Origin of the sequence: Pelistega ratti, from assembly GCF_009833965.1 — a bacterium.
GTDB classification, from domain to species: domain Bacteria; phylum Pseudomonadota; class Gammaproteobacteria; order Burkholderiales; family Burkholderiaceae_B; genus Taylorella; species Taylorella ratti.
The window spans coordinates 1,962,969-1,985,588 of sequence record NZ_CP047165.1 but is presented as its reverse complement, the minus strand read 5'-3'; the positions used below and the strand labels follow the sequence as shown (position 1 = coordinate 1,985,588).

The 22,620-nt window shown below is 36.7% G+C and carries 16 protein-coding genes; 4 read left to right on the top strand and 12 right to left on the bottom strand.

Going from position 1 to position 22,620, the window contains the following annotated elements; all coding sequences use genetic code 11:
* Positions 1-26 precede the first annotated feature (26 nt).
* The 7 genes from F9B76_RS08675 to apbC all read right to left on the bottom strand — a co-directional run bounded on the left by F9B76_RS08675 (position 27) and on the right by apbC (position 14,737).
* Positions 27-1,808, bottom strand: coding sequence for a ShlB/FhaC/HecB family hemolysin secretion/activation protein (locus tag F9B76_RS08675; protein ID WP_159991760.1), 1,782 nt, complete (start codon positions 1,806-1,808; stop codon positions 27-29).
* 167 nt (positions 1,809-1,975) lie between these two features.
* Positions 1,976-3,157 (bottom strand): BaiN/RdsA family NAD(P)/FAD-dependent oxidoreductase, encoded by a 1,182-nt coding sequence (locus F9B76_RS08670; RefSeq protein WP_243140711.1) that lies wholly within the window; start codon positions 3,155-3,157, stop codon positions 1,976-1,978.
* Between the two features lie 48 nt (positions 3,158-3,205).
* A complete protein-coding gene (locus F9B76_RS08665) occupies positions 3,206-5,467 on the bottom strand; it encodes an arginine/lysine/ornithine decarboxylase (protein WP_159991759.1) in 2,262 nt (753 codons plus the stop codon).
* A gap of 164 nt (positions 5,468-5,631) precedes the next feature.
* On the bottom strand, positions 5,632-6,195 hold the full coding sequence (gene dcd, locus F9B76_RS08660) for a dCTP deaminase (protein WP_159991758.1): 564 nt from the start codon (positions 6,193-6,195) through the stop codon (positions 5,632-5,634).
* 926 nt (positions 6,196-7,121) lie between these two features.
* Positions 7,122-11,594, bottom strand: coding sequence for a translocation/assembly module TamB domain-containing protein (locus F9B76_RS08655; RefSeq protein WP_159991757.1), 4,473 nt, complete (start codon positions 11,592-11,594; stop codon positions 7,122-7,124).
* Positions 11,595-11,768: 174 nt separating this feature from the next.
* Positions 11,769-13,580 carry an autotransporter assembly complex protein TamA gene (locus tag F9B76_RS08650; RefSeq protein WP_159991756.1) on the bottom strand — a complete coding sequence of 604 codons (1,812 nt, stop codon included), beginning with the start codon at positions 13,578-13,580 and terminating at the stop codon, positions 11,769-11,771.
* Positions 13,581-13,645: 65 nt separating this feature from the next.
* Positions 13,646-14,737, bottom strand: coding sequence for an iron-sulfur cluster carrier protein ApbC (apbC, locus tag F9B76_RS08645; protein ID WP_159991755.1), 1,092 nt, complete (start codon positions 14,735-14,737; stop codon positions 13,646-13,648).
* A gap of 89 nt (positions 14,738-14,826) precedes the next feature.
* On the opposite strand from apbC, the gene F9B76_RS08640 reads away from it, so the two are divergent.
* From F9B76_RS08640 to F9B76_RS08625, 4 genes are all read left to right on the top strand, one after another.
* Positions 14,827-15,114, top strand: a complete 288-nt coding sequence (locus tag F9B76_RS08640) for a hypothetical protein (RefSeq protein ID WP_159991754.1) — start codon at positions 14,827-14,829, stop codon at positions 15,112-15,114.
* A 104-nt stretch (positions 15,115-15,218) separates the two neighbouring features.
* Positions 15,219-17,291, top strand: coding sequence for a methionine--tRNA ligase (gene metG, locus F9B76_RS08635; protein ID WP_159992172.1), 2,073 nt, complete (start codon positions 15,219-15,221; stop codon positions 17,289-17,291).
* Between the two features lie 11 nt (positions 17,292-17,302).
* The gene (trmB, locus tag F9B76_RS08630; protein WP_159991753.1) at positions 17,303-18,052 is read left to right on the top strand and encodes a tRNA (guanosine(46)-N7)-methyltransferase TrmB; all 750 of its coding nucleotides are present in this window, start codon (positions 17,303-17,305) and stop codon (positions 18,050-18,052) included.
* 116 nt (positions 18,053-18,168) lie between these two features.
* A complete protein-coding gene (locus F9B76_RS08625) occupies positions 18,169-18,972 on the top strand; it encodes a PoNe immunity protein domain-containing protein (protein ID WP_159991752.1) in 804 nt (267 codons plus the stop codon).
* A gap of 103 nt (positions 18,973-19,075) precedes the next feature.
* On the opposite strand, the gene F9B76_RS08620 is transcribed toward F9B76_RS08625, so the two are convergent.
* The 5 genes from F9B76_RS08620 to F9B76_RS08600 form a co-directional block, all read right to left on the bottom strand.
* Complete coding sequence (locus tag F9B76_RS08620; RefSeq protein WP_159991751.1) at positions 19,076-19,636, bottom strand: DUF4304 domain-containing protein; 561 nt, start codon at positions 19,634-19,636, stop codon at positions 19,076-19,078.
* A gap of 312 nt (positions 19,637-19,948) precedes the next feature.
* Positions 19,949-20,476 carry a hypothetical protein gene (locus tag F9B76_RS08615; RefSeq protein ID WP_159991750.1) on the bottom strand — a complete coding sequence of 176 codons (528 nt, stop codon included), beginning with the start codon at positions 20,474-20,476 and terminating at the stop codon, positions 19,949-19,951.
* Positions 20,477-20,609: 133 nt separating this feature from the next.
* On the bottom strand, positions 20,610-21,071 hold the full coding sequence (locus tag F9B76_RS08610) for a hypothetical protein (protein ID WP_159991749.1): 462 nt from the start codon (positions 21,069-21,071) through the stop codon (positions 20,610-20,612).
* A gap of 21 nt (positions 21,072-21,092) precedes the next feature.
* Positions 21,093-21,275, bottom strand: a complete 183-nt coding sequence (locus F9B76_RS10295; protein WP_207708266.1) for a hypothetical protein — start codon at positions 21,273-21,275, stop codon at positions 21,093-21,095.
* A gap of 407 nt (positions 21,276-21,682) precedes the next feature.
* On the bottom strand, positions 21,683-22,300 hold the full coding sequence (locus tag F9B76_RS08600; protein ID WP_159991748.1) for a hypothetical protein: 618 nt from the start codon (positions 22,298-22,300) through the stop codon (positions 21,683-21,685).
* Positions 22,301-22,620: the final 320 nt, after the last annotated feature.

The following is a 22,620-nucleotide window of genomic DNA, read 5'->3' as shown; positions in this document are numbered from 1 at the left end:
TATAACACGCTCGTTTGCTATACAACTTAAAAACGATAACTCATATTAAAACCTGTGGTGATATGACTTGTTTTAAATCCTTTTGGTTTTTTAAGGGGTGTACCTACAAAATAATCATATTGTAGTCCCCATAGGTTACCACGCACCCCTATCACTCCCCCTACCAGTCGATTACCTACTTGTAACTCTTCTTGGTGGGAATGCACAACCCCTTTATCAATACCTACGTAAAGTTCATGTCCTTTACCGTTCACATTCCAAGCGAGCTCATTACGCCATAACCAACCCGATTCACCACTTAAAGTAAGCTCACCATCAAATCCTCGCACCGTATATCGTCCACCAATACTGAATTTATCTTGCTGTACTAACGGTGTTCGTCTATATTGTCCATTCCATGCGGTATTAAAACGAAATAACTGTTGCCCCACTTTGAAGGGATAAGTTATATCAACACCGCCTGTGATGATTTTCATGCGTGAAGTACCCTCACCAAAGAGTTCTTCTGGTGCTTTTAAAGCATGACGAGCCCCTGTCCCTCTTTTATAATTTCCCCAAAGTTGTAATGTTATATCCCCAATGTACTGCGTATGATGAAAACCCACTTCCCAACCTGCTGTACGACGACGTTGTACAGCCACCTCTACGTTATTGACATAATTAGATGATTGTTTTGCCCATAACCCCACATTCATATAGGTTTTATAATGACTTCCTCTCATCAATAATCGACTGAGAGTCGCTTTTATTTGCTGACTTTTACCTGAATAGGTATAAGATTCAAAAGCCCCTGCAACCGTTTGATGATAATAGTATCGAGAGCCGGAAAGTGTTAATAAATAATTTTTCCATGGAATAGAATAATATAAACTGATATTTTTACTACCATAATTACCCATCGCATCATCACTGCCCCGGCGAAAACTACGTGTACCGCTAATATAAAACATATCATTTAAGGTGAAAACATTATCCCAAGAAAATGTGGCTGACCCTTGTAAACGCCCCGTTGCTTTAAATCCAGCATCATCCAGTCCTAAGGTCAAATGAAAAGGAAAACGTTGTTGGTACGTCACCATAATATCTGTTTCACCAATCTGCTCACTCGGCACTAGCTCAATATTTGCATCACTACTTGGTACACGCTTAAGGTTTTCTAAGCCTTGCTCTATATCTCTTATATTTAAGATATCCCCCTTTGATAACGGCATTGCAAACCATAACGTCCCACGGGTAGCAAAGGGGATAGCACTATGGTCTTGTAGTTGAATATCTCCCACTTTTCCGGGAATAACCGTTAATATTAATTGACCAGAACGTAAATCTTGCGGTTCAGCCACAACACGCGTTGTCACATAACCTGCTTCTATCAGACGGTTTTGAATCTGTCGTAATAATACATTAATACCTTCAGCCCCTATACAATGCGGCAAAACAAAGTCCTGTGAAGTATAGACCGTTTTTAATACCCATTGAAATTGACTAGGTCCCCTTGTTTGTAAATGTGTATCTATAGAAGAAGTATGGGGAAAATCAGCGGAAAGATAATCGGTGAGCGTAATGTGATGAATCGGAAAACAAGGGGATTCCTGTAGAGGAAAAGTGTAGGAAGAATCTTTTGGCGTATCTAAGTGAATAGTAGGTCTTTGTACTTGCTGCGTATAAATAGCTGTATCTAATTGCTTCTGTTGTTGCTGCTGCTGAGCATCTACCTCTTGCCTTAATTTAAAATCAATGGATTGCCCTAATGCTACCGAATGACAACCCAATATACCGAGAATAAATAAGAGGGGACGATGGTTCAACATAAAGAGACAAACTAAGGAATAAAAATAACGGAATAATTTTCTATTTCTTATCTACGTAACAACAACTACACATAAAAACAAAAGTATCATAGAAAGAATAGATAAATTTATCAATAATTTGTTACATTTATTTTAAAAATTATCTTTTAGGTAAAATAATGTTGTTTTTAAGTAACATTAATGGAATAACGAGCAGACACCCCTATCCCTCTCGCACACGCCACTGCACTAGACCAAGCCCATTGGAAATTATATCCACCTAACCAACCGGTTATATCTACCACCTCACCAATAAAATACAGTTGAGGAACTTTTTTACTCTCCATCGTTTTTTGATTAAGCTCTGCCGTATCTACCCCTCCACGCATGGCTTCTGCTTTTTTATAACCTGCTGTACCTTTAGGCTGAATTTGCCATGATTGAATAGCTAATGCTAATTGTCGTAACTGCTTATCAGGTACTTCTGCCCAATTAAGTGTTTCTTTTAACCCTTGTTGTTGTAAAAAATGCTCTGCCAAACGCTTAGGTAAATAATGACTAAGTACCGTTAATAATTGTTGTTTACTCCCCTGCTTTTGCTCAGTAAGAACCTTGGCTAAATCCTTATCAGGACATAAATTCAGATATAAGGGCGAATGACCATCCCAATAAGAAGAAATCTGTAATATCCCCGGTCCAGATAATCCTTTATGTGTGAATAAAATATCTTCAATAAAACTTACTGCTTTCTTATCTAACCCAGTGGCTATACATGCCTCCAGAGAAATCCCTGCTAATTCCCGATAAGCAGCCCACTCTTCCCCATCAAAGATAAGAGGAACAAGTGCAGGACGAGGCTCTACCACCTTTAGACCAAATTGACGAGCAATACCCAAACCAAAATCAGTCGATTTAATCGCTGGTGCAGCCATACCACCCGTTGCCATCACTAAGTGGCTTGCCTGAAAAAGTCCCTCACTTGTATCTAATATAAATCCTTCATCATATTGCTGAACACTTAATACTGAACAAGGCATATGCCATTTCACTTTTCTCTTTTGGCACTCTTGAAAAAGCACATGGATAATTACCTCACTACTTTCATCACAAAAGAGTTGCCCTCGGTGTTTTTCATGCCAAGTTACCCCATATGATTTTAGTAAAGATAAAAAATCTTGAGGGGTATATTCATTCAGTGCATATCTAGCAAACCGAGGATTTTTAGAAACATAATTCTCCCATGTTGCCCCTATATTCGTAAAGTTACACCGACCACCCCCACTAATTCTAATTTTTTCTGCTAACTTATGGGCATGGTCTATAAGTCTAACCTTATATCCTTTTGCACCTAGCTGAGCAGCACACATCATACCCGCTGCGCCAGCGCCAATCACGATCACATCAGATTGCTTCACAATTTACTCATCAATCAAACAATCCACATAGAGTCGCTCTGTCCCGTCCGGTAGGATTTCAGTACCCAGACCATGAATAAACGTCTCAAACCCGGGGAATTGTTTATTAAACTTACGTGCAAACTGTAGGTATTGCACAATTGTTTTATTAAATCGCTCACCGGGAATAAGTAAAGGAATTCCCGGAGGATAAGGGGTCAATAGCACACCCGTTACACGCCCCTCTAAATCATCAATACCCACTCGTTCTACTTCTCGGTGTACCATACGGTTAAACGCATCTGATGGTTTAAGGGCAGGAATCATATCACTCAGATAAACTTCTGTCGTTAAACGTGCAACATCATGCTCATGGTACGCTTGATGTACCATTTGGCATAAGTCCGCTAATCCCATACGTTCATAACGAGGAAAGGCTTTACAAAAATCAGGCATTACTCGCCATAAAGGCTGATTACGGTCATAATCATCTTTAAATTGCTGTAGGGAAGTTAATAAAGTATTCCAACGTCCTTTTGTAATGCCGATAGTAAACATGATAAAGAAAGAATATAGCCCTGTTTTCTCAACCACAATACCATGTTCCGCCAAATATTTGCTCACCAAAGAAGCAGGAATACCACGTTCAGCAAATGTCCCATTCACATCAAGCCCCGGTGTAATAATCGTTGCCTTGATAGGATCTAACATATTAAAGTCCTCTGCTAATGGCCCAAAACCATGCCATTCTGCATTCGACTCTAGTATCCAATCTTCTTGTGTTCCAATATCTTCAGAGGGTAAACGATTAGGCCCCCATACTTTGAACCACCAATCATCTCGCCCGTATTCAGAGGCTACTTTACGCATCGCACGGCGGAAATCTAATGCCTCTTTGATACTTTCTTCAACGAGTGCTGTTCCCCCAGGCGGTTCCATCATTGCAGCAGCAACATCACATGAAGCAATAATGGCATATTGCGGTGAGGTAGAGGTATGCATTAAAAAGGATTCATTAAAGATATTTCGGTCTAATTGACGATTTTCAGATTCCTGTACAATAATTTGTGATGCTTGTGAAATCCCAGCTAATAATTTATGCGTTGAATGGGTTGCAAACACAACAGCATCTTTATGACGAGGACGACCTTCTCCAATTGCGTGCATATTCTGATAGAACTCATGGAAAGCGGCATGAGGAATCCATGCTTCATCAAAATGTAGTGTATCCACCATACTACCCAATTTTTCTTTAATCATCTCCACATTATAGATAACCCCGTCATAAGTGCTTTGTGTTAGGGTTAGAATACGTGGATTCTTATTGACAGCCTCTCGAGCAAAAGGGTTTGCTTCTATCTTACGGCGAATATTATCAGGTTCAAACTCTTCTAATGGGATTGGACCAATAATACCTAGATTATTACGCGTTGGACGTAAGAAAACAGGAATAGCACCAATCATCGTAATCGCATGAAGAATAGATTTATGACAGTTACGATCAACAAGGACAACATCACCTGCCCCCACATTAGCGTGCCACACTATTTTATTAGAGGTGGACGTACCATTTGTCACGAAATAGCAATGATCTGCATGAAAAATACGCGCAGCATTTCGCTCTGATTCCGCCACAGGCCCAGTATGATCAAGCAATTGTCCTAATTCTTCTACCGCATTGCATACATCTGCACGCAACATATTTTCACCAAAAAACTGGTGAAACATTTGACCCACAGGACTTTTTAAAAAAGCTACACCACCGGAATGTCCCGGACAGTGCCAAGAATAAGAACCATCTTGAGCATACTTTACTAACTCTCTGAAAAAAGGAGGGGCTAAAGTATCTAAATAACTCTTTGCTTCCCGAATAATATGTCGCGCCACAAATTCAGGGGTATCTTCAAACATATGAATAAACCCATGCAATTCACGCAAAATATCATTAGGAATATGCTCTGACGTGCGTGTTTCACCATATAAATAGATAGGAATATCCGCATTCCGAAAGCGTAACTCACCAATAAATTGTCGAAGATTTTTAATGGCTAATGCAACATCTTCTGGAGAATCCACATCAAACTCTTCATCATCAATAGACAGAATAAAGGCACTTGCCCGACTTTGCTGTTGAGCAAAAGAGCTTAAATCCCCATAACTCGTTACCGCTAAAACCTCTACTCCTTCTGCTTCAATAGCTTCTGCTAATGCTCGAATACCCAAACCAGACGCACTATCTGCACGATAATCCTCATCGATAATGACAATAGGGAAACGAAATTTCATGTATTATTTCCTCCGAAGAAATAGGATTTTTAATAAGTCATCACCACCGATAATGATGAAGCTACGATAAGTAATAAATGATACACAGCAAAAAATTGGTACGCTATAAAAGTATAAAAGCGTACCCTTTCATCATCTGCACTAAGATTAAAAATAGGATTAGATTATGTCCGTGGTAAAGTAACACCTTGCTGACCTTGATACTTACCACCACGATCTTTATAAGAAGTCTCGCATACTTCATTTCCACCAAGGAATAAGAACTGAGCACATCCCTCATTAGCATAGATTTTAGCAGGTAGCGGTGTTGTATTAGAAAACTCAAGGGTAACATGACCTTCCCACTCAGGTTCTAAAGGTGTTACATTCACAATAATACCGCAACGTGCATAAGTGCTTTTGCCTAAACAGATAGTTAATACATCTCTTGGAATACGGAAATATTCAACCGTACGGGCCAATGCAAAAGAATTAGGCGGAATAATGCAGACATCCCCTTCAAAATCGATAAATGATTTTTCATCAAATTGCTTAGGATCAACAATCGTAGAATTAATATTTGTAAATATTTTAAATTCTCTCGCACAACGGACATCATAACCATAACTACTTGTACCATAACTCACAATTTTATTATCATTAATACTGCGTACTTGGTTAGGCTCAAACGGCTCAATCATACCCTTTTGTGCTTGCTCACGAATCCAACGATCATTTTTAATACTCATATCCACTCTCTATTTACTAAGTGCTAATAACTATTCCAACTATTATAGAATATTTAATACAAATTACGCATTAGAACAATACTATTTTTAATTGAGTAATTATCCATAAAAATAAAAAATCCATAAAAATATCTGATAACCAAGCAAATTTTCTGGTGCAAAGCATAAGAACTGCTCAAACGACTTAACACTATTTGCAGTGCTTTTACCGCCTTTCATTTACGTTGCTACTCAAATACCTTAATAACCCTTAACGAATTTTTATAAAAAGTCATCAAACTATTTTTTAAAATCTATCTATTTTTTGATATGCAAATTATCCTTAATAAGGTTTTATAAAAGCACGGAGAAATAGTGATTAACTAAGCGAGTTTTTCGAGCAAAGCGAGAAACTGCTCGAGCGACTTAACACTATTTGCAGTGCTTTTATCGCCTTTCATTTACGTTGCTACTCAAATACCTTAATAACCCTTAACGAATTTTTATAAAAAGTCATCAAACTATTTTTTAAAATCTATCTATTTTTTGATATGCAAATTATCCTTAATAAGGTTTTATAAAAGCACGGAGAAATAGTGATTAACTAAGCGAGTTTTTCGAGCAAAGCGAGAAACTGCTCGAGCGACTTAACACTATTTGCAGTGCTTTTATCGCCTTTCATTTACGTTGCTACTCAAATACCTTAATAACCCTTAACGAATTTTTATAAAAAGTCATCAAACTATTTTTTAAAATCTATCTATTTTTTGATATGCAAATTATCCTTAATAAGGTTTTATAAAAGCACGGAGAAATAGTGATTAACTAAGCGAGTTTTTCGAGCAAAGCGAGAAACTGCTCGAGCGATTTAACACTATTTGCAGTGCTTTTACCGCCTTTCATTTACGTTGCTACTCAAATACCTTATAACTTTAACAAGTTTTATATTAATCTTTAAAAATACGTCTATACACCAACTCTAAACCATTTAACGTACCAAATTTTAAATCCACCGTTAAATATTTCATCAGATTATAACTACCCCTAACTACCGTACCCGTACCTGTCAAGGCTTGCTCTACACTCACTCGCCAATTTTCACCAAATTTTTTAGTCGCATAGAAAAGCTGATTCGCCTCATCAGATCCCTTATAGGCAGTGCTATCTGCCACCGTTCTATCAGGTAGAATATTATCCGTATCACCAACCCCTCCCGAACGAACACCAATCTCATCAATACCCACTCGCTTATAAAGAGGTTCTGAATTACCACCAATTAATGAACTACCCACAGAAAAAAGTAAAGCCAAGTCTGCCCCACTACTATCAGGCCCTCGCCCCATAATTAACCAGGATAACTTTTCTACATCACTTACATCAGGATAAGAAACAAGCACAATCTTCGGTTTCTTGGCAGTTCCCTGTACACGCAAGCCTGCCTCTACCTCTTGTCCTCGTCTAATTGCCTCAATATTTAAAGAAGGGTTAGCAATATTGCCACTAAAATCAATTTCCCCTCTTGCAATTTGTAGTCGCTGACCATAAGCCTCAATTGCACCACCACGCGTTCTAAACTGTCCCTCTGCCGTTAAACGTCCCTTTTCCTGTACTAATGTAATCGCTCCAATAAGCCCTGAGTTTAGCCCCATACCCACTAGGTAAAATCGAGGGCCTAAATCAACGGTTAAACGCATATCTAATTGATTTGACGTATTGGATTGTGCTGCATCTAATTGCACCTGATTTGGTTTAAGAACAATCACATCACCATCAACACTAGGCGCTGTTTCACTAATGTCAATACTTGCCCAACCTGCATCAGCCGTTACTTTACCATCCAACTTAATTTTAGGTAAATCAATATCCATATCCACAGCCCCACTCATCATGGCAAAACGATCTGATCGCTGTACAATAGGATAATGATCTAACACTGTTTTTACAAAACCTTTTGACTTATCAATATCCCATTCTGCAGTAATATCAAGACTACCATTTTGAGCAGGTGGATTTTCTTCAATCCATTGACGTGTACGCCACTCATTTGGTGTAACACGAATAATACCAGGGAAATGGAGCTTATTCACACGGACAGTTGAATCATGAAAACTTGCTTCTAATGTACCATTTAAGAGACGCACACCATTTTCACCCTCAACAATTCTTAACTTCTCTCCATTTAAAAAACCAGATGATACCCATTTCCCTTGAGGTGTTGATTTTAATGCAAGATCAAAATTAACCGCTCCCCCTAAAGACAATAAATCATTCGTAAAAACAGAAGCCCAAGCAATATCCTTAATTCCCCCTTTAGCAGAGAGTTGTGTCCCTCCTTTCAAGTCAGGATTAAGCCCTTTCAGCATAGATTGTAATGTGAGCTGCGCATCTCCTTTTTCCTTAGTATCCACAATTAATTGCGCATGAATAAGACTATTTTCAGCCCCTTTAGGCTCTGTGGTTAAATGAAGAGCTAGGTTTTCTAAACCAAGTACCAGTTGCTGTTGTTGGAGAGGAACAATAAAATCCCCAGATCGCCGAACAATATTTGCTGTTCCTTTTAGTGCTTTATTAAATGCCAAATCCCAATCCACATCAAAAACAAGATTAGGGACAGACACTTTATGTTGGTTACGAATAACAATACCGTTATTACTTTCTGTTGCCTGCATAAACTTGTTTAAGGTATCAATCAAGCGCTGATTAAATACAAAACCATGGATAGCCCCTTTCGTTGTCCATTGACCGTTTTGTCCTGTAGAACCAAGCTGCTGAATATCAACAAAATCTTTAGGGGTTAAGTAAACTCGCCAAATGGTTTCACCCACTTTCCACTCTGGCAGATCATTTTCACCCATCGGAATAACGGTTAAATCAAGTGTTTTTTGTTGATTCAGTTGATAACCTTCATAACTACCATCAAGTGTTTGGATACGCCCTGACCAACCATTTTTCTGATCAGACAAGGTCTGCCAACCACCCTCTGCTTTCACACTGGCTCGAATTAAATCACTACTTTTTGCACTGACTTGCCCTGTTAGAGCATACTCTGCTGATACATCTACTAGGTGATTTTGCATAGATCCTGATAGCGTTCCTTTTGCCATTAATCCTCCGTTTAATATGGGGTCAATATCAGCAAATTTAGGCAACTGAACATCTAGCAATAAGGTATCCCCCTCCTGCCCAAAACTTCCTTTAGTAAATAATAAAGACTGCCCTAAACGAATATCTGTATCTAATTGTTCAATATGATAAAGGTTAGGATTAAAACGTGTTACCAACTTTTCAGATGGCTCATAATGCTGTGCAGTAAGCACTTCAGGTGATTTTTGTTTAATAAGAACATCCATCTTTCCTTGTAATTTTTGCTTATTCCATGTACTACCCTCATCAACAGTAGCATTTACCTTAACATCTACCAAGGATTGCTGTTGAGAAAGATGGGCATTCGCTTTAATCTTACCGTTAAACACTAAAGGGATTGTTGTCCATTTATTCAGTACCAATTTTTGAGCCTGAAGATCAATATCAATCAAATCCCCCTGCTGATTTTCAGTAGGTTGAATAACTGCATTCCCCACTAATTGGGTACCATCTGATAAGGTAATATTAAAATCAGCTTTATCAAGCACTAATGGTTTATCCATATTAGCATCTACAATAGCATGGATAACTGTATTTTCCCCCTCTCCTTCTGCTGTTAAATGATAACGCTGTCCTGTTGAGTTTGCCTTAACGACTAATTGACGAATATTCGCCAATGGATTTGCTTGTAAACCTAAGGTTTGCTCACCTTGTCGATGAATAGTTATTCCTGCTTGTAAGTCCGCTTGTTGCTGAATATCCCAAGTGGCATTATAAATACTCTTTTCAAAGGTAATATTCTGAGCCTCTCCCGAAGAAGTAATCCTATCCCCCTCCTGAGAAGACGCATAATGGACAATATTAGCCGTTTTTCCTTGCGGTGGGCGTAGTGAAAAAGTAGTCTTACCTAGAGACCATTTAAGCATATCTCCCGTTTGAAAACTCAATGCCAAATTATCTTCTAAGTCTAAACGATAATCTTTATGTTGAGCATTTAATGCAACAATCTCTGCATCCCATTGAAAATCTTGCAATAAATTTTTTAATCGATTTTGCATTTCTAGCACTACCGTAATAGGAGCACTCCCAAAATCTTGTGTTTTCCCGGGCGTATAGCCTACTGTGGCATTTAACTGATGTTTGCTTAATGCCCCTTTGGCATATATCTCAGCGGATGCAGACTCCCCAATACCTTGATAAATAGTGGATAGTGTAGGGAATTGAGCCTTCAAAGAAAATATATCATCTTCATGCCCTAAACGTCCCTCTGTTTTAAGGGTATTTTTCCCAAGTGATAAATCAATATCTGCTTTATGAATATGAAGATTTTCTAAAAGAGTTTGTGCATTCTCTACTGAAAAAACTTCTTTAAAATCTAACCCCAAATCTACTGTACCCTTGGTAACTTCTCCATTCCAAAGACTACCATCATGAATATTAACCTGCGTATTTAAGGTATCTAATTGCGTTGTTGAAGGACTATTTGCTTGTAAATGAATATCCGCATTCAGCTGCGACTTAGGCATGACTCCATTTAAATTAGCTTGGCGAACCACAATATCCGCTACTAACTGTCGATTAGCCGTACTATCCTTTTGTAACTGTGCATTTGCCTTAATATTGGCAACATTCTGGATAGCAATATCCGCTTGCAAAGTATGAACAGGAATAATATCCGATAGACTGAGTAAAGTTTGACCCTGTATCGTGATATCCTTGCCATTTCCATCAAGTGTTAGATCTAATGCATCCAGATTACCTTTTGCCACGATTTGTAGATCTAAAGCACAACTGGCATCATCTAACATCTCTGTAACAGGTTTTGGCAAACTCATACAAAGGAAAGATTGTGGATTTTGTGTACTATGTTGTGTTGATAGCTGTATATTTAACGGTAGATTATTTTGTGTAATATCACTAAATTCAATATACCCTTTAAGCTGACTATCTGCCTCTTTATGATGTGTATTTAAATTAACTAAATCAAGCCTAGCAACTTGCTGATTCCACACAAAATCATTTGCCTCTAATTGAGAAAATGTAATAGGTAGTGCCTCTGCATTAGCCTGTAATAAAGAGAAATGACCTAACGCAACCTTATCTGCTTTCAGATTAATAGGTAACTGAGGGAATAAAGTATCTGAGGAACTACTCACCGTTTCTTTTGCCTCAGTACTCGGTAATAAACGTACCTCTACATTATCTACCGCTAGATTTTTAGCATAGACTGTACGCGTTAATAAATCTTGCAACTGTACTTTTAAATCAATATTATCAATATATACTTCTACAGATGATAGTTTAAGAGCAAACTTTTCAACCTGTACTCCGCTCATAAGTGAGCCACGTACATTTTCAGTTTGGATCCCCACATGGGGTAGGATATGTTTGAATAAAACGCTAGTCCCTGATGCTGAACTAATTATCCAAATAAGAATAAGCAACAATAACAATAAAAGGAAAAAAAACGACTTTCCCAATATTTTTAAACTTCGCGTTAATCCACTCATTTAAAACGCAATCCCTAATGAAAAATGCAAACGAATTCGTCTATCTTTTTGTCCGTAAGCTAAATCTAAGTTAAGTGGGCCAACAGGTGTTTTAATTAAAGCACCTACCCCATATCCTATATGCATACTCATTTCTCGGAAAGAAGGTGCAGCATCACCCACATCCACAAAGACGCCCATACCCAAAGTATCATTAAAGTAGCGCATATACTCAACACTACCCACGGCTAAAGCCCTTGTACCAATAATGGCACGCCCTGCTCTATCACCAATTCCATAATACTTATAGCCACGGATAGTTCTTGCCCCCCCTGTACGATAACCAAAATCATCAGGGAATAAGGCATCTTCATCTGCCCAAACTTTACCCACTTCGACTCTTGCCGTAATAATATCCCGTTTACCCACAGGAAACCATACTTGTGTTCTTGCTGCTGCTCGGTAGAAATTTTTGTGCTGATTAAGATTTCTACCAACACCCACACCTAAAGCAATAAGATTACCTGATCTAGGATTATATTTATCATCCACATCTCGGCGCAAAATATCATAAGTTAATACAGGTGCTGGCAATATAAAATCAGGGTGTAAAGGATCATCTTTACGTCTTACCCTATCATAATTAAACATCGCAGCCCAGCTATTTTCAAATTCAACACGGCTATTGGGGTCTAATTTAAACTCTCGCTTACGTCGCCAACCAATCCCTAATCGATAAACCTCTTCATCATTAATATCGGAATGGCGTAACATCAACCCAAAGCTATCAACCGAACCATTTTGATTAGGGGGTAAATAAAAATCAAGGTATGCACGCTGTGTTTCAATATCTGCCCCTGCACCAGCTTCTAAAGTAATAGGCTTACCCCATACCACTTGATGATGATAAACCGCCTCTGCCCGAAGTCCGACAGAATCATCCACCGCCAAAGAGCCTGTAATCGTTTTGGCTGGTGCTTCTGTTACACGCACCTGCAAAGGTAGTTGTGCCGTTGCTTCTGAATAAATCGCTTCACCACTCGGTATTTTGGGATGGATAAAAACACCCCTAAAAAAATTAGTCGATTGAAGTTTAGATTGCCATTCATCAATTTGATCCTGATCATACCGAATACCAGGAGTATATTGAATATAGCGGTGAATTAAGCTAAGTGGTACACGTCGTAATCCAATTACTTCCACATGACCTAATGTCACACTTGGCCCACTATCCACAATAGTCGTTGTTTCTACTGTTGCTGTCGCAGGATTGACGACTGCCTGTGTTTGTGTCATTCTGGCAAGATAAAAATCTTTTTCTTGTGTCTTATCTAGCAAAGCCGTTTTGGAATTGCTCCATTTCTCATTAATAAAATCTTCACCAACAGGTAATCCCCATGACTGGCGTAATGCCTCAACCCTATCGGTATAAGCTGGCTCGGTAATACGACCAAAAAAGATATTATTAACAGAACTAACCTTAGATACCTCACCCGGCTCAATAGAAATATCCCATGTATCACCACCAATATCTTCCCCTACCTCTAAGGTTACTTCAGGGGAAAAGTAACCTTTGGTTGCCAAAGCAGAAATAACGGCATCCCGCCCTTTACGGCGAATCCTTTCTGCTTCTCCAGCATCTTGATCATCTGCTTGACGAACAATCGCTGAAATACCTTTCTGTACAGCAACCAACGTATCGGGTGAAAGACCACTCGGATCAATCACCACTTCAGGCTTTACATTTTTAGGGAGTTCCTCTGCTGCTTGTGCCAATGAGAGTATCGGCACACCAAATAAACATAAAAAAAATAAGAGACGAAGCGTATGCATTCAAAGTCAATAAAAAGTAAACATTTAATCAGTGGTATATCACTATACCAAGGTAATGCCTAATTTTAACGCTTTATGACAATGGGTGGGAATTTATGGGTAGTATCCTTTTGTAAAGATGCAATATTCAACGCTAATCGACGAGCCATTTGTCGATAAATAAGGCTAATTTTTGATTGAGGATCTGCTGCAACAATAGGTACGCCACCATCAGACTGTTCACGTACTTTAATATCTAGGGGCAAACCACCTAAATAATCAATAGATTGGCTTTCTGCTAATGCTTTACCCCCATCCTGACCAAAAATATGTTCAGCATGACCACATTGGCTACAAATATGAACACTCATATTTTCCACAATTCCTAAGACAGGAACATTGACCGTTTGGAACATAGACACTCCCTTACGGACATCTAGCAGCGCAATATCCTGAGGGGTTGTTACAATCACAGCCCCTACTACGGGTACTTTCTGGGCAAGACTTAATGCAATATCCCCTGTCCCTGGTGGCATATCGACAATGAGATAATCTAAATCAGGCCATTCAGTTAAACTCAATAATTGATTCATTGCCTGTACAACCATAGGACCACGCCAGATAGCAGCACGATTTTCTTCTACTAAAAAACCAAACGAATTGACCCAAACACCATGTGCTTTAGGTGGAATCATATGTTGTTTTGCATTGAGTTCTGGCTTACCTTTAACCCCTAATAGTAAGGGTTGGGATGGGCCATAAATATCCGCATCCAATATACCCACTCTCGCACCTGATTGAGCTAAAGCAACGGCCAAATTAACTGAAGTCGTACTTTTACCGACTCCCCCCTTACCAGAGGCAACCGCAATAATATTTTTAATCGTTTCAATTGGTTTTAAACCATCTTGAACTTTATGTATTTGTACACCACCTATAAAACTGACATTGACTTGACTGATGCCTAAAGGTGATAAACATTCAATACATTGTTTCTGTATATCTTGCTGTTCTTCTGTACTAAGGTAATAACCTAAGTCAAACTGAATAGCCACTGATGTACCCGTAATATGAATATCACTGGCTTTAATGTTATGACCAATGACTTCTCCAATTAAAGGATCTTTGATAACTTTTAATTGTTCAAGAATATGTGTTGAATTGAGAGTTGCTGACATAATACAGTAAAGTAGGTGTTAAAATTGGTTAATCATAACGTGTTTAATGCCATCTGTCCTTAAACACCCTAATAACACTGGAGTTTTTTATGGATTTTTTAAGCAATTTATTCCGAGGTGTCTTATTTATTATACTAACATTAGTCGGTCTTGGTATTGCTTTTTTATTGTTGGTGTTTGGGCTTTTTACCCTTATTGCTATGTACTTTATGAGTCTTTTTAGAGGGAAACAATTTTCTGCTGCTTCCTATTGGCAACAATCACGTGCAAGAGCCCAGCAAACACGTTCAAAATTTAATGCTCGCTTCCAGCAACCTAATTATAGTCGCCGCCCACAACAAGAAGTGAGTGATGCCGAGATTAGAGAGATAAAATAAACCTTTATCCCTTTATACTTATTCCTTATAATAAAAGAAAGCTCTCTACCAGAGAGCTTTTTTCGTTTACAATAACACATTACTTTTTTACCAAATTATTCATGATGACGCGTACTATCTTTGTTACTACAGCACTTCCTTATGCAAACGGTTCTTTCCATATTGGTCATATTATGGAATATATTCAAGCAGATATTTGGGTAAGAGCCATGCGTATGTCAGGTCATACCGTACATTTTGTAGGAGCAGATGATGCTCATGGCGCTCCTATTATGCTAAAAGCAGAAAAAGAAGGCATTACACCCGAAGCACTGGTTAGCCGTATTGCGGCAGAACGCCCTACTTATTTAAATGGTTTTCATATCAAATTTGACCATTGGCATAGCACGCATAGCAAAGAAAATATCGAATTATCAGGTGCTATTTACACTAGTCTCAAAAAAAATGGGCTTATTAGCCAACGTACCATTGAACAGTTTTATGATCCAGTAAAAGGAATGTTCCTTCCTGATCGCTATATCAAGGGAGAATGCCCTACCTGTCATGCTAAGGACCAATATGGTGACTCTTGTGAGGTATGCAGTTCTGTTTATGCACCAACCGATTTAATTAATCCCTACTCTACCCTTACGAATGCAACCCCTGTTTTAAAAACATCTGAACATTTTTTCTTTAACCTTTCAGATCCTCGTTGCGTTCAATTCCTTCATGAATGGACACAAGGCAGTAGTAAATTTGGGTATGCACACTTACAAAGTGAAGTTCTTGGTAAAACGCGTGAATGGTTAGGGGAAAGTATTGAGAACAATAACCTTAATGATTGGGATATTTCGCGTGATGCCCCTTACTTTGGCATAGAAATTCCGGGAGAAACAGGTAAATACTTCTATGTATGGTTAGATGCACCTGTAGGGTATCTGGCTTCACTCAAAGCCTATTGTGATAAAAAAGGGATTGATTTTGATGCTTTATTAGATCCCAATGGCGATACAGAACAAATTCACTTTATCGGTAAAGATATTACCTATTTCCATGCCCTATTCTGGCCTGCCATGCTGAAATTCTCTGGTCGCAAAACACCCGATCAATTATGTGCACATGGTTTTATTACTGTCAGCGGTGAAAAAATGTCAAAAAGCCGCGGAACAGGTATCTCTCCTTTACGCTATCTCGATATTGGTATGAACCCAGAATGGATGCGCTATTATATTGCAGCCAAACTAAATGCCAAAGTAGAAGACGTTGATTTTAACCCTGATGATTTTATCGCACGTGTTAATGCAGACTTAATTGGAAAATACATTAATATTGCCAGTCGTGCCGCCAACTTTATCAGCAAACACTTTAGCGGACAACTTGCCTATATCGGTGATGAACACGCTTTACAACAAGAGATTGATACCCTTATTCAAAGCGTTAGCAACGATTTAGAAGCCAGAGAATATAGCCGTGCTATCCGTACCGCTATGGCTTATGCAGATCGTGTGAATCAAGCCTTTGACCAAGCACAACCATGGGTACTCGCTAAAGGCATCAGTACAGCAGATGAAGCAACAAAAGCACAGTTACAAGATATTTGTTCTCGTGCTATTGCTGGGTTTAAAGCACTCTCTGTTGCATTAAGTCCAGTATTACCTGCTTTATCTGAGCGTATTGCACAAGAGCTTTTTGGCATTAACCGTACCTTTATATGGTCTGATGCCACGGATCTTCCTCGTCATATTGCACCATTTAAACATCTCATGCAACGTGTCGATGAAAAACAAGTTGATGCTTTATTAGAAGCACCTGCTCCTATTGTAGAAACACCCAAACCGGGTGGTGAAGCGATAGCCGATACCATCAAAATTGACGATTTTGCTAAAATTGATTTGCGTATCGCTAAAATCATTGACTGTAGCTATGTAGAAGGCTCTGACAAACTACTTCAACTCACTTTAGATGTTGGAGAAGGTCGTTACCGTAATGTTTTCTCTGGTATTAAATCTATGTATAAACCTGAGGATCTGATTGGTAAACTCACTGTAATGGTCGCCAATCTTGCCCCACGCAAAATGAAATTCGGTATTTCAGAAGGAATGGTATTGGCAGCTAGTGATGCAGACGAGAAAAACAACCCCGGTATCTATGTACTTGAGCCATTTACAGGGGCAACACCGGGTATGCGAGTACGTTAAGGGTAAATAATATGAGTAAAGAACTTCAGGGAACCACCTCTGCTGTTGACGATAAAAATTTACAGGAAACCGAATCCTCTACACATCAGCACCCTAACTTTGGTCGAATTCGTAGCTTTGTACACCGCCGAGCACATATTACGCCGGGGCAACAACAAGCACTTGATACCCTAATGCAAAAATGGGCAATACCATATCACGCAGAATTGCTTCATTTTGATACGGTATTTCAGCGTCATGCCCCTACCATACTAGAAATTGGCTTTGGTATGGGTGAAACCACTGAAAAAATAGCCCAGTTACGTCATGAAGAAAACTTCTTAGGGGTAGAAGTTTTTAATGCGGGTGTTGGTGCTATGCTTAATCGTATTGAGAATAGCCAATTAAATAATGTTCGCATTATCCAGCATGATGCCGTTGATGTCATTAACCATATGATTCCACTAGACAGCCTAGCTGGTATCCATATTTATTTTCCCGATCCTTGGCCTAAAAAGCGTCATCATAAGCGCCGCTTAATTCAAGCACCTTTTGTGCATCTCCTTGCCCAACGGTTAAAAAAGGGAGGATATATTCACTGTGCCACAGACTGGGAAAATTATGCAGAGCAAATGTTAGCGGTACTTAGTGAAGAGCCTTTATTAGAAAATACCGCAGAAGGCTTTGCCCCTAAACCTGATTATCGTCCTCAGACTAAATTTGAAACACGAGGATTTAGACTAGGACATCATTCATGGGATGTTGTATTTAAAAAAGTATAGGAATTTATACTATATACAACCATAAAAGGCTATGTTTAATTCCTTATTTATTAAGCATAGCTTTTTTTCTTAATATCGATAAAGATAAAAACTATCAAAAACAGAGAGGATTACAAATGAGTGAATTTGAAATAAAAAAACGAACCGCTTTTATAACAGAAGAAAAATTTAACTATCTATATCCTTATTTCTTAGAAGATAAAGAAGAAGATGTTTTCTCCATTATTCCACCTGAATATATCCAAAATAGAGGGGAAGAAGCGGTTTATGTTTATTATAGAGGATTAAGTTGGCGACAAATTTCTAATCATTTAGAATTTATGCAGCTAAAATATTCTGCTGGTATTGAGATGAACGAGATTACAGAAGAAACAAAATCTATGTTAGCTCGCTTTGAAAAACATTTTAGTCAAGATTTTCCCAAAGAAAAATTATATTTATGGGAAGCAGACAGTTATATTTATATCCTTTGGCTATTAAGTTTAGCCGTGTTATCGGATAGTCCAGAATATCTTCAAATTATTCCTACATGGATTGGTTCGGAAGATGAACATACTGATTTGCCTTTTGTGGATAAACCGATGAAAGCCTTTTTAGATTTAGTGGGTTATCAAGGGCAAGTGCAAGTTGAAGAAAAAGCCCTTTTCCCGAAATCCGTTTACCCTTTAATTCCCGAAATGATTGAAGCAGATGCAAATAAAAAAAGGGAATTGCTGAAAAAGTATCTTAAAAGTTGGTATAAGAGTAATAAAGATACCTATTGGTATGATTACCATCGAAGCAATAAGGGGAAATTATTTTTCGGCTATTGGTCATTTGAAAGTGCGGTATTGGCATTACTACTTAATATTGATGTAGGTGTTGAAGAAATTGACAAGATAATTTTTTTCCCAAAGGATTATTTTAATTGGGCAAAATGATAAAATCAGCGGGAAAGAAGTAACAATACTCATCAAATAAGTATGAAATGATTTGTAAGTCAGAAAGTCATTGTGGATATAGTCTAGTAATTAGGGTAGATTTTTACTCATTTTCAAATTGAGTATATAGCCTAATATATTCTTTAAAAAACTTTTTAGGGATTACTGCAAGTTTAGGTGCAATAGATAACCCATAATTTGCGAAGAGCAATGCTGTATCTTTATTATTTAAAAAATCATAATACTCAACATATAATTTACACAAATTCACCTGTGTTATTGAGAATTCATTTAAGATTTTATCTTCGGAGGTTAAATCATTAGGATTATGGCTAATAAAAATAGATTTATAGTTTGAATAATGAGTAGAAAATTGATGTAAATCATTTAATAATTTACTTAAATTTTCTTTTCGCTCTGATTCAACAACGCTCAACATTCCAATTCTAGTTCTTAGCGCACAATCAACTTCTTCAATAACATCATTTGTACTATCAAATAGAAACATTGGATGAATGCCAACATTAAAAAAATACAAACTCCCATCTGATTTTCGTTGAAGATAAACAACCATATAAAAATCATTATTTAACTTATAAAAGTTATTAGTTCTATTTATCTGCTGATATCCTTCTTGTAATAAAATTTTTTTTATATCATTCATTTAATCACCTGTATATTATAGGTATGCCAAATTTATTTAACTTGCTTTCTAGAGTGGCTGTAGGACCTATTTTCCCTGTTGTTGGGCTTCTTGTAAATACCCACTCTACACTATCCAATTTTCCTTCTCTCATAAGAGTTATATCTCTTGCTAATTCTTATCTAGTTCTAGATATTAAACTAGTACAGCTTACTTTTTTATTCTTTAGTACCTAAGATAAATTCCTATAAAACCTACACAATAAAGCCATCTTTATATCTCCAGTTTTTCAAACGCTAACAAACTAGCTTTTTCTCTATCAGAGATAAAAATTCAAGGTTTTATTTTAGCTTGTCCGATAGCATTATAGTACCAATAAGGAATTTCACGTCCTTTTATATATTTTTCAAGATCCCGATATTGACGATAAGTAAAGTTTATTTCTTCCTTATCAATATATAACCCTAGCCCTATTTGAATAAGATATTGAACTCCTTCGTATCCGAATAAACCAATTTTCCCAACTAATTTTAAATCAGGAAGATCATCTTTTATTTTGTAATTAACATCATATAATTCATCAAAATAGGCAAAACGACAATCACTTAGGATATCTTTCATAAAAGATAAGTTTATGTTGGTATAACTACAAAAATAACCCTGAGTCCATGCTCTTTTATTTATGATAATAGGAGGTGCAATTATATCTCGGAGGATTATTTTTTCTTTAAACCTATCTACATTAAAATCAGTATAATTGGTTTCATAATAGAATTTATTATCAATATGATAATAAAAAACATCGCCACATTTTAATTTTGGTCTAGATTTCTTAATAAAATTTAATACTATTTCCGACATTTTGTAGTTCCTCATTTTGGATCATTTTTAAATATTTAGGTGTAGGCGATTTGGTTACCGTCCCACAGCGATTCAATGCGTAGGTGCTGTTGCGGATATTCTTTTGAAATTCGACTGCATCATATTTATAGTATTACAATTCCCCCTCGTAAGACTTAAATGGTATCAATAATTCACTAGAATCATCAATAGATACAACCTCGTGGTTAATTTTAGAAAAAGTATTCTTTAAATCATATTTAAAGGCATCATCTAGTAATATTTTGTTTAATCCCAACTCTAAATAATTTAATAGATAAATAGCCTGTTCTTTTACATCACTAATTTCTTTATACGGTATGTTTAAATAGGAATCAATTTCTTTGTCTTTTCTATAGATAGTTGGTCCAGTTACTTCAAATTCTTTATCATGACAATTTATATTTAATGTCAGAGAATAATCCGAAGTATCGGTTTTAAATCCTTTTCTATAGGGAATCTTTTCAATATAAATAAATTCATTTAGTTTTTCTCTTAAAAATTTAATAAATTTAAAGTTTAAATTAAAATTCATATTAGGATTGAGATACACTTCTCTTAGATATATTTGTTTCATAGTTATTTGCTACATTTCTAATTATTGGGGAAAATCATCGAAATCTGGTATAACTGGATTTAGCTCAAACTCAATAAGTTCATAAAAAAATTTATTATCTAAATCTTCTATACTACTTAATGTAAAATTATTTACATAAAGAATAGGAATAAACTCTGACATTTCCTCATCGTAACCAGTTAGAAAATATAAACCATAATTCATATTTTTTATATCATCAATTCCAACTGTCCAATACGAATTTTCTGCCTTTTTTCTAAAAACTTCACCTAAATAGACCTAACAATTTGCAAAATCAGCAATATGATGTCAGTCATTAATAATCTTATTTTTTCTTATATATTTTGCCAAATCAATAAGACTCTCTAAAGAATAATCCAAATTAAAACCTTACTTTTCAGCTTTTTCAACTAATTCATCTAGATAGTCATCAATGTGGAATAAAAATAAGTCAAAATCCTCTATTGCTTGTTTTTTATCTAATTTCTTTTTAGTCATAATTTCAATCCTATTGTGTATTTTATTTTGTATTTCTCTAGGTATAGAATAAATCTACATTACTAAAGTTTTAAAACCTACAGACAGCATCACTGCTTTTTTGTGAACAGGTATTAATTTTGCCAAAATCCCGCAATAATTTCTTTCTTAGGATTCATATACAAATACAATGCACCATACCCAAAAATATAATTTTTCCTAAATAAATCACTAGGCATTCCTGATTCATCAATTTGCATAAAGAATGTATAGTCATCTTTATTGAGGGCATACGTATATATATCATCTTCTTGAATCAGCATCGGTTTTCTTCCAATAACAATAGAATGATATGGTTCATCTAACTCTTCAAAGTCATCACCAAAATCAAAATTTTTTTGGTTCTCTTCTCGTACAGAATAATAGTTACTTTCTAATGTACTATAGCTGGTGATAGACATGCGAGTTAGGTCTGGATTATTAAATAATGGTTCTAGACTTTCTGGACTGAATACATGTGTTATAACTTTAATCGAACAGTCAGGGTAAATATTTTTATCATTCATTACTTCAAAATTTTTAGGTGTAAAAATAGAAAACATTATTCTTTCTTTGTTTGGATATGGTAGGGTTGCATAAAAATAATACTCTGTACTTACCATTGAAATTAGTGACTCTGGAATATTTCCGCCTATACGCCCTAAATAGTTTTGATCATATTCAACAACATCGCTGTAATATTCGTTATTCATAATTTTACCCTCTACAAGAAATAATATTACTAGCTTTTATAAAATCTATGGTTTGAGATCTTAGGTCATTTACATATTTAGTTGTTAATAACTCATTAAAATTTCCAAATATTTTCTATCTATACAGCTCCCACAAATATTACAAAAAATATTATTAGGCGCATTATCAAAAAAATAAGAGTGGTTGTCTATTCCGTTTAATTCATAACCAATAATCATACTATTTACCTCAAGTTTGGATGTTGCTTAAAAAGCACTAGTAGCTTCAGCGTATTTGCCTCCTGTTGTTTTATAGAAATCAGTTAATGCGTCTGGTCGCT

What these genes read in the sequence shown, in the direction of transcription:
- F9B76_RS08620 (WP_159991751.1), bottom strand. Translation starts at nt 19,636, where the DNA reads ATGAATGATATAAAAAAAATTTTATTACAAGAAGGATATCAGCAGATA.
- F9B76_RS08675 (WP_159991760.1), bottom strand. Translation starts at nt 1,808, where the DNA reads ATGTTGAACCATCGTCCCCTCTTATTTATTCTCGGTATATTGGGTTGT.
- apbC (WP_159991755.1), bottom strand. Translation starts at nt 14,737, where the DNA reads ATGTCAGCAACTCTCAATTCAACACATATTCTTGAACAATTAAAAGTT.
- trmB (WP_159991753.1), top strand. Translation starts at nt 17,303, where the DNA reads ATGAGTAAAGAACTTCAGGGAACCACCTCTGCTGTTGACGATAAAAAT.
- dcd (WP_159991758.1), bottom strand. Translation starts at nt 6,195, where the DNA reads ATGAGTATTAAAAATGATCGTTGGATTCGTGAGCAAGCACAAAAGGGT.
- F9B76_RS08665 (WP_159991759.1), bottom strand. Translation starts at nt 5,467, where the DNA reads ATGAAATTTCGTTTCCCTATTGTCATTATCGATGAGGATTATCGTGCA.
- F9B76_RS08640 (WP_159991754.1), top strand. Translation starts at nt 14,827, where the DNA reads ATGGATTTTTTAAGCAATTTATTCCGAGGTGTCTTATTTATTATACTA.
- metG (WP_159992172.1), top strand. Translation starts at nt 15,219, where the DNA reads ATGACGCGTACTATCTTTGTTACTACAGCACTTCCTTATGCAAACGGT.
- F9B76_RS08615 (WP_159991750.1), bottom strand. Translation starts at nt 20,476, where the DNA reads ATGTCGGAAATAGTATTAAATTTTATTAAGAAATCTAGACCAAAATTA.
- F9B76_RS08670 (WP_243140711.1), bottom strand. Translation starts at nt 3,157, where the DNA reads ATGATGTGTGCTGCTCAGCTAGGTGCAAAAGGATATAAGGTTAGACTT.
- F9B76_RS08625 (WP_159991752.1), top strand. Translation starts at nt 18,169, where the DNA reads ATGAGTGAATTTGAAATAAAAAAACGAACCGCTTTTATAACAGAAGAA.
- F9B76_RS08650 (WP_159991756.1), bottom strand. Translation starts at nt 13,580, where the DNA reads ATGCATACGCTTCGTCTCTTATTTTTTTTATGTTTATTTGGTGTGCCG.
- F9B76_RS08655 (WP_159991757.1), bottom strand. Translation starts at nt 11,594, where the DNA reads ATGAGCGGAGTACAGGTTGAAAAGTTTGCTCTTAAACTATCATCTGTA.
- F9B76_RS10295 (WP_207708266.1), bottom strand. Translation starts at nt 21,275, where the DNA reads ATGAATTATGGTTTATATTTTCTAACTGGTTACGATGAGGAAATGTCA.
- F9B76_RS08610 (WP_159991749.1), bottom strand. Translation starts at nt 21,071, where the DNA reads ATGAAACAAATATATCTAAGAGAAGTGTATCTCAATCCTAATATGAAT.
- F9B76_RS08600 (WP_159991748.1), bottom strand. Translation starts at nt 22,300, where the DNA reads ATGAATAACGAATATTACAGCGATGTTGTTGAATATGATCAAAACTAT.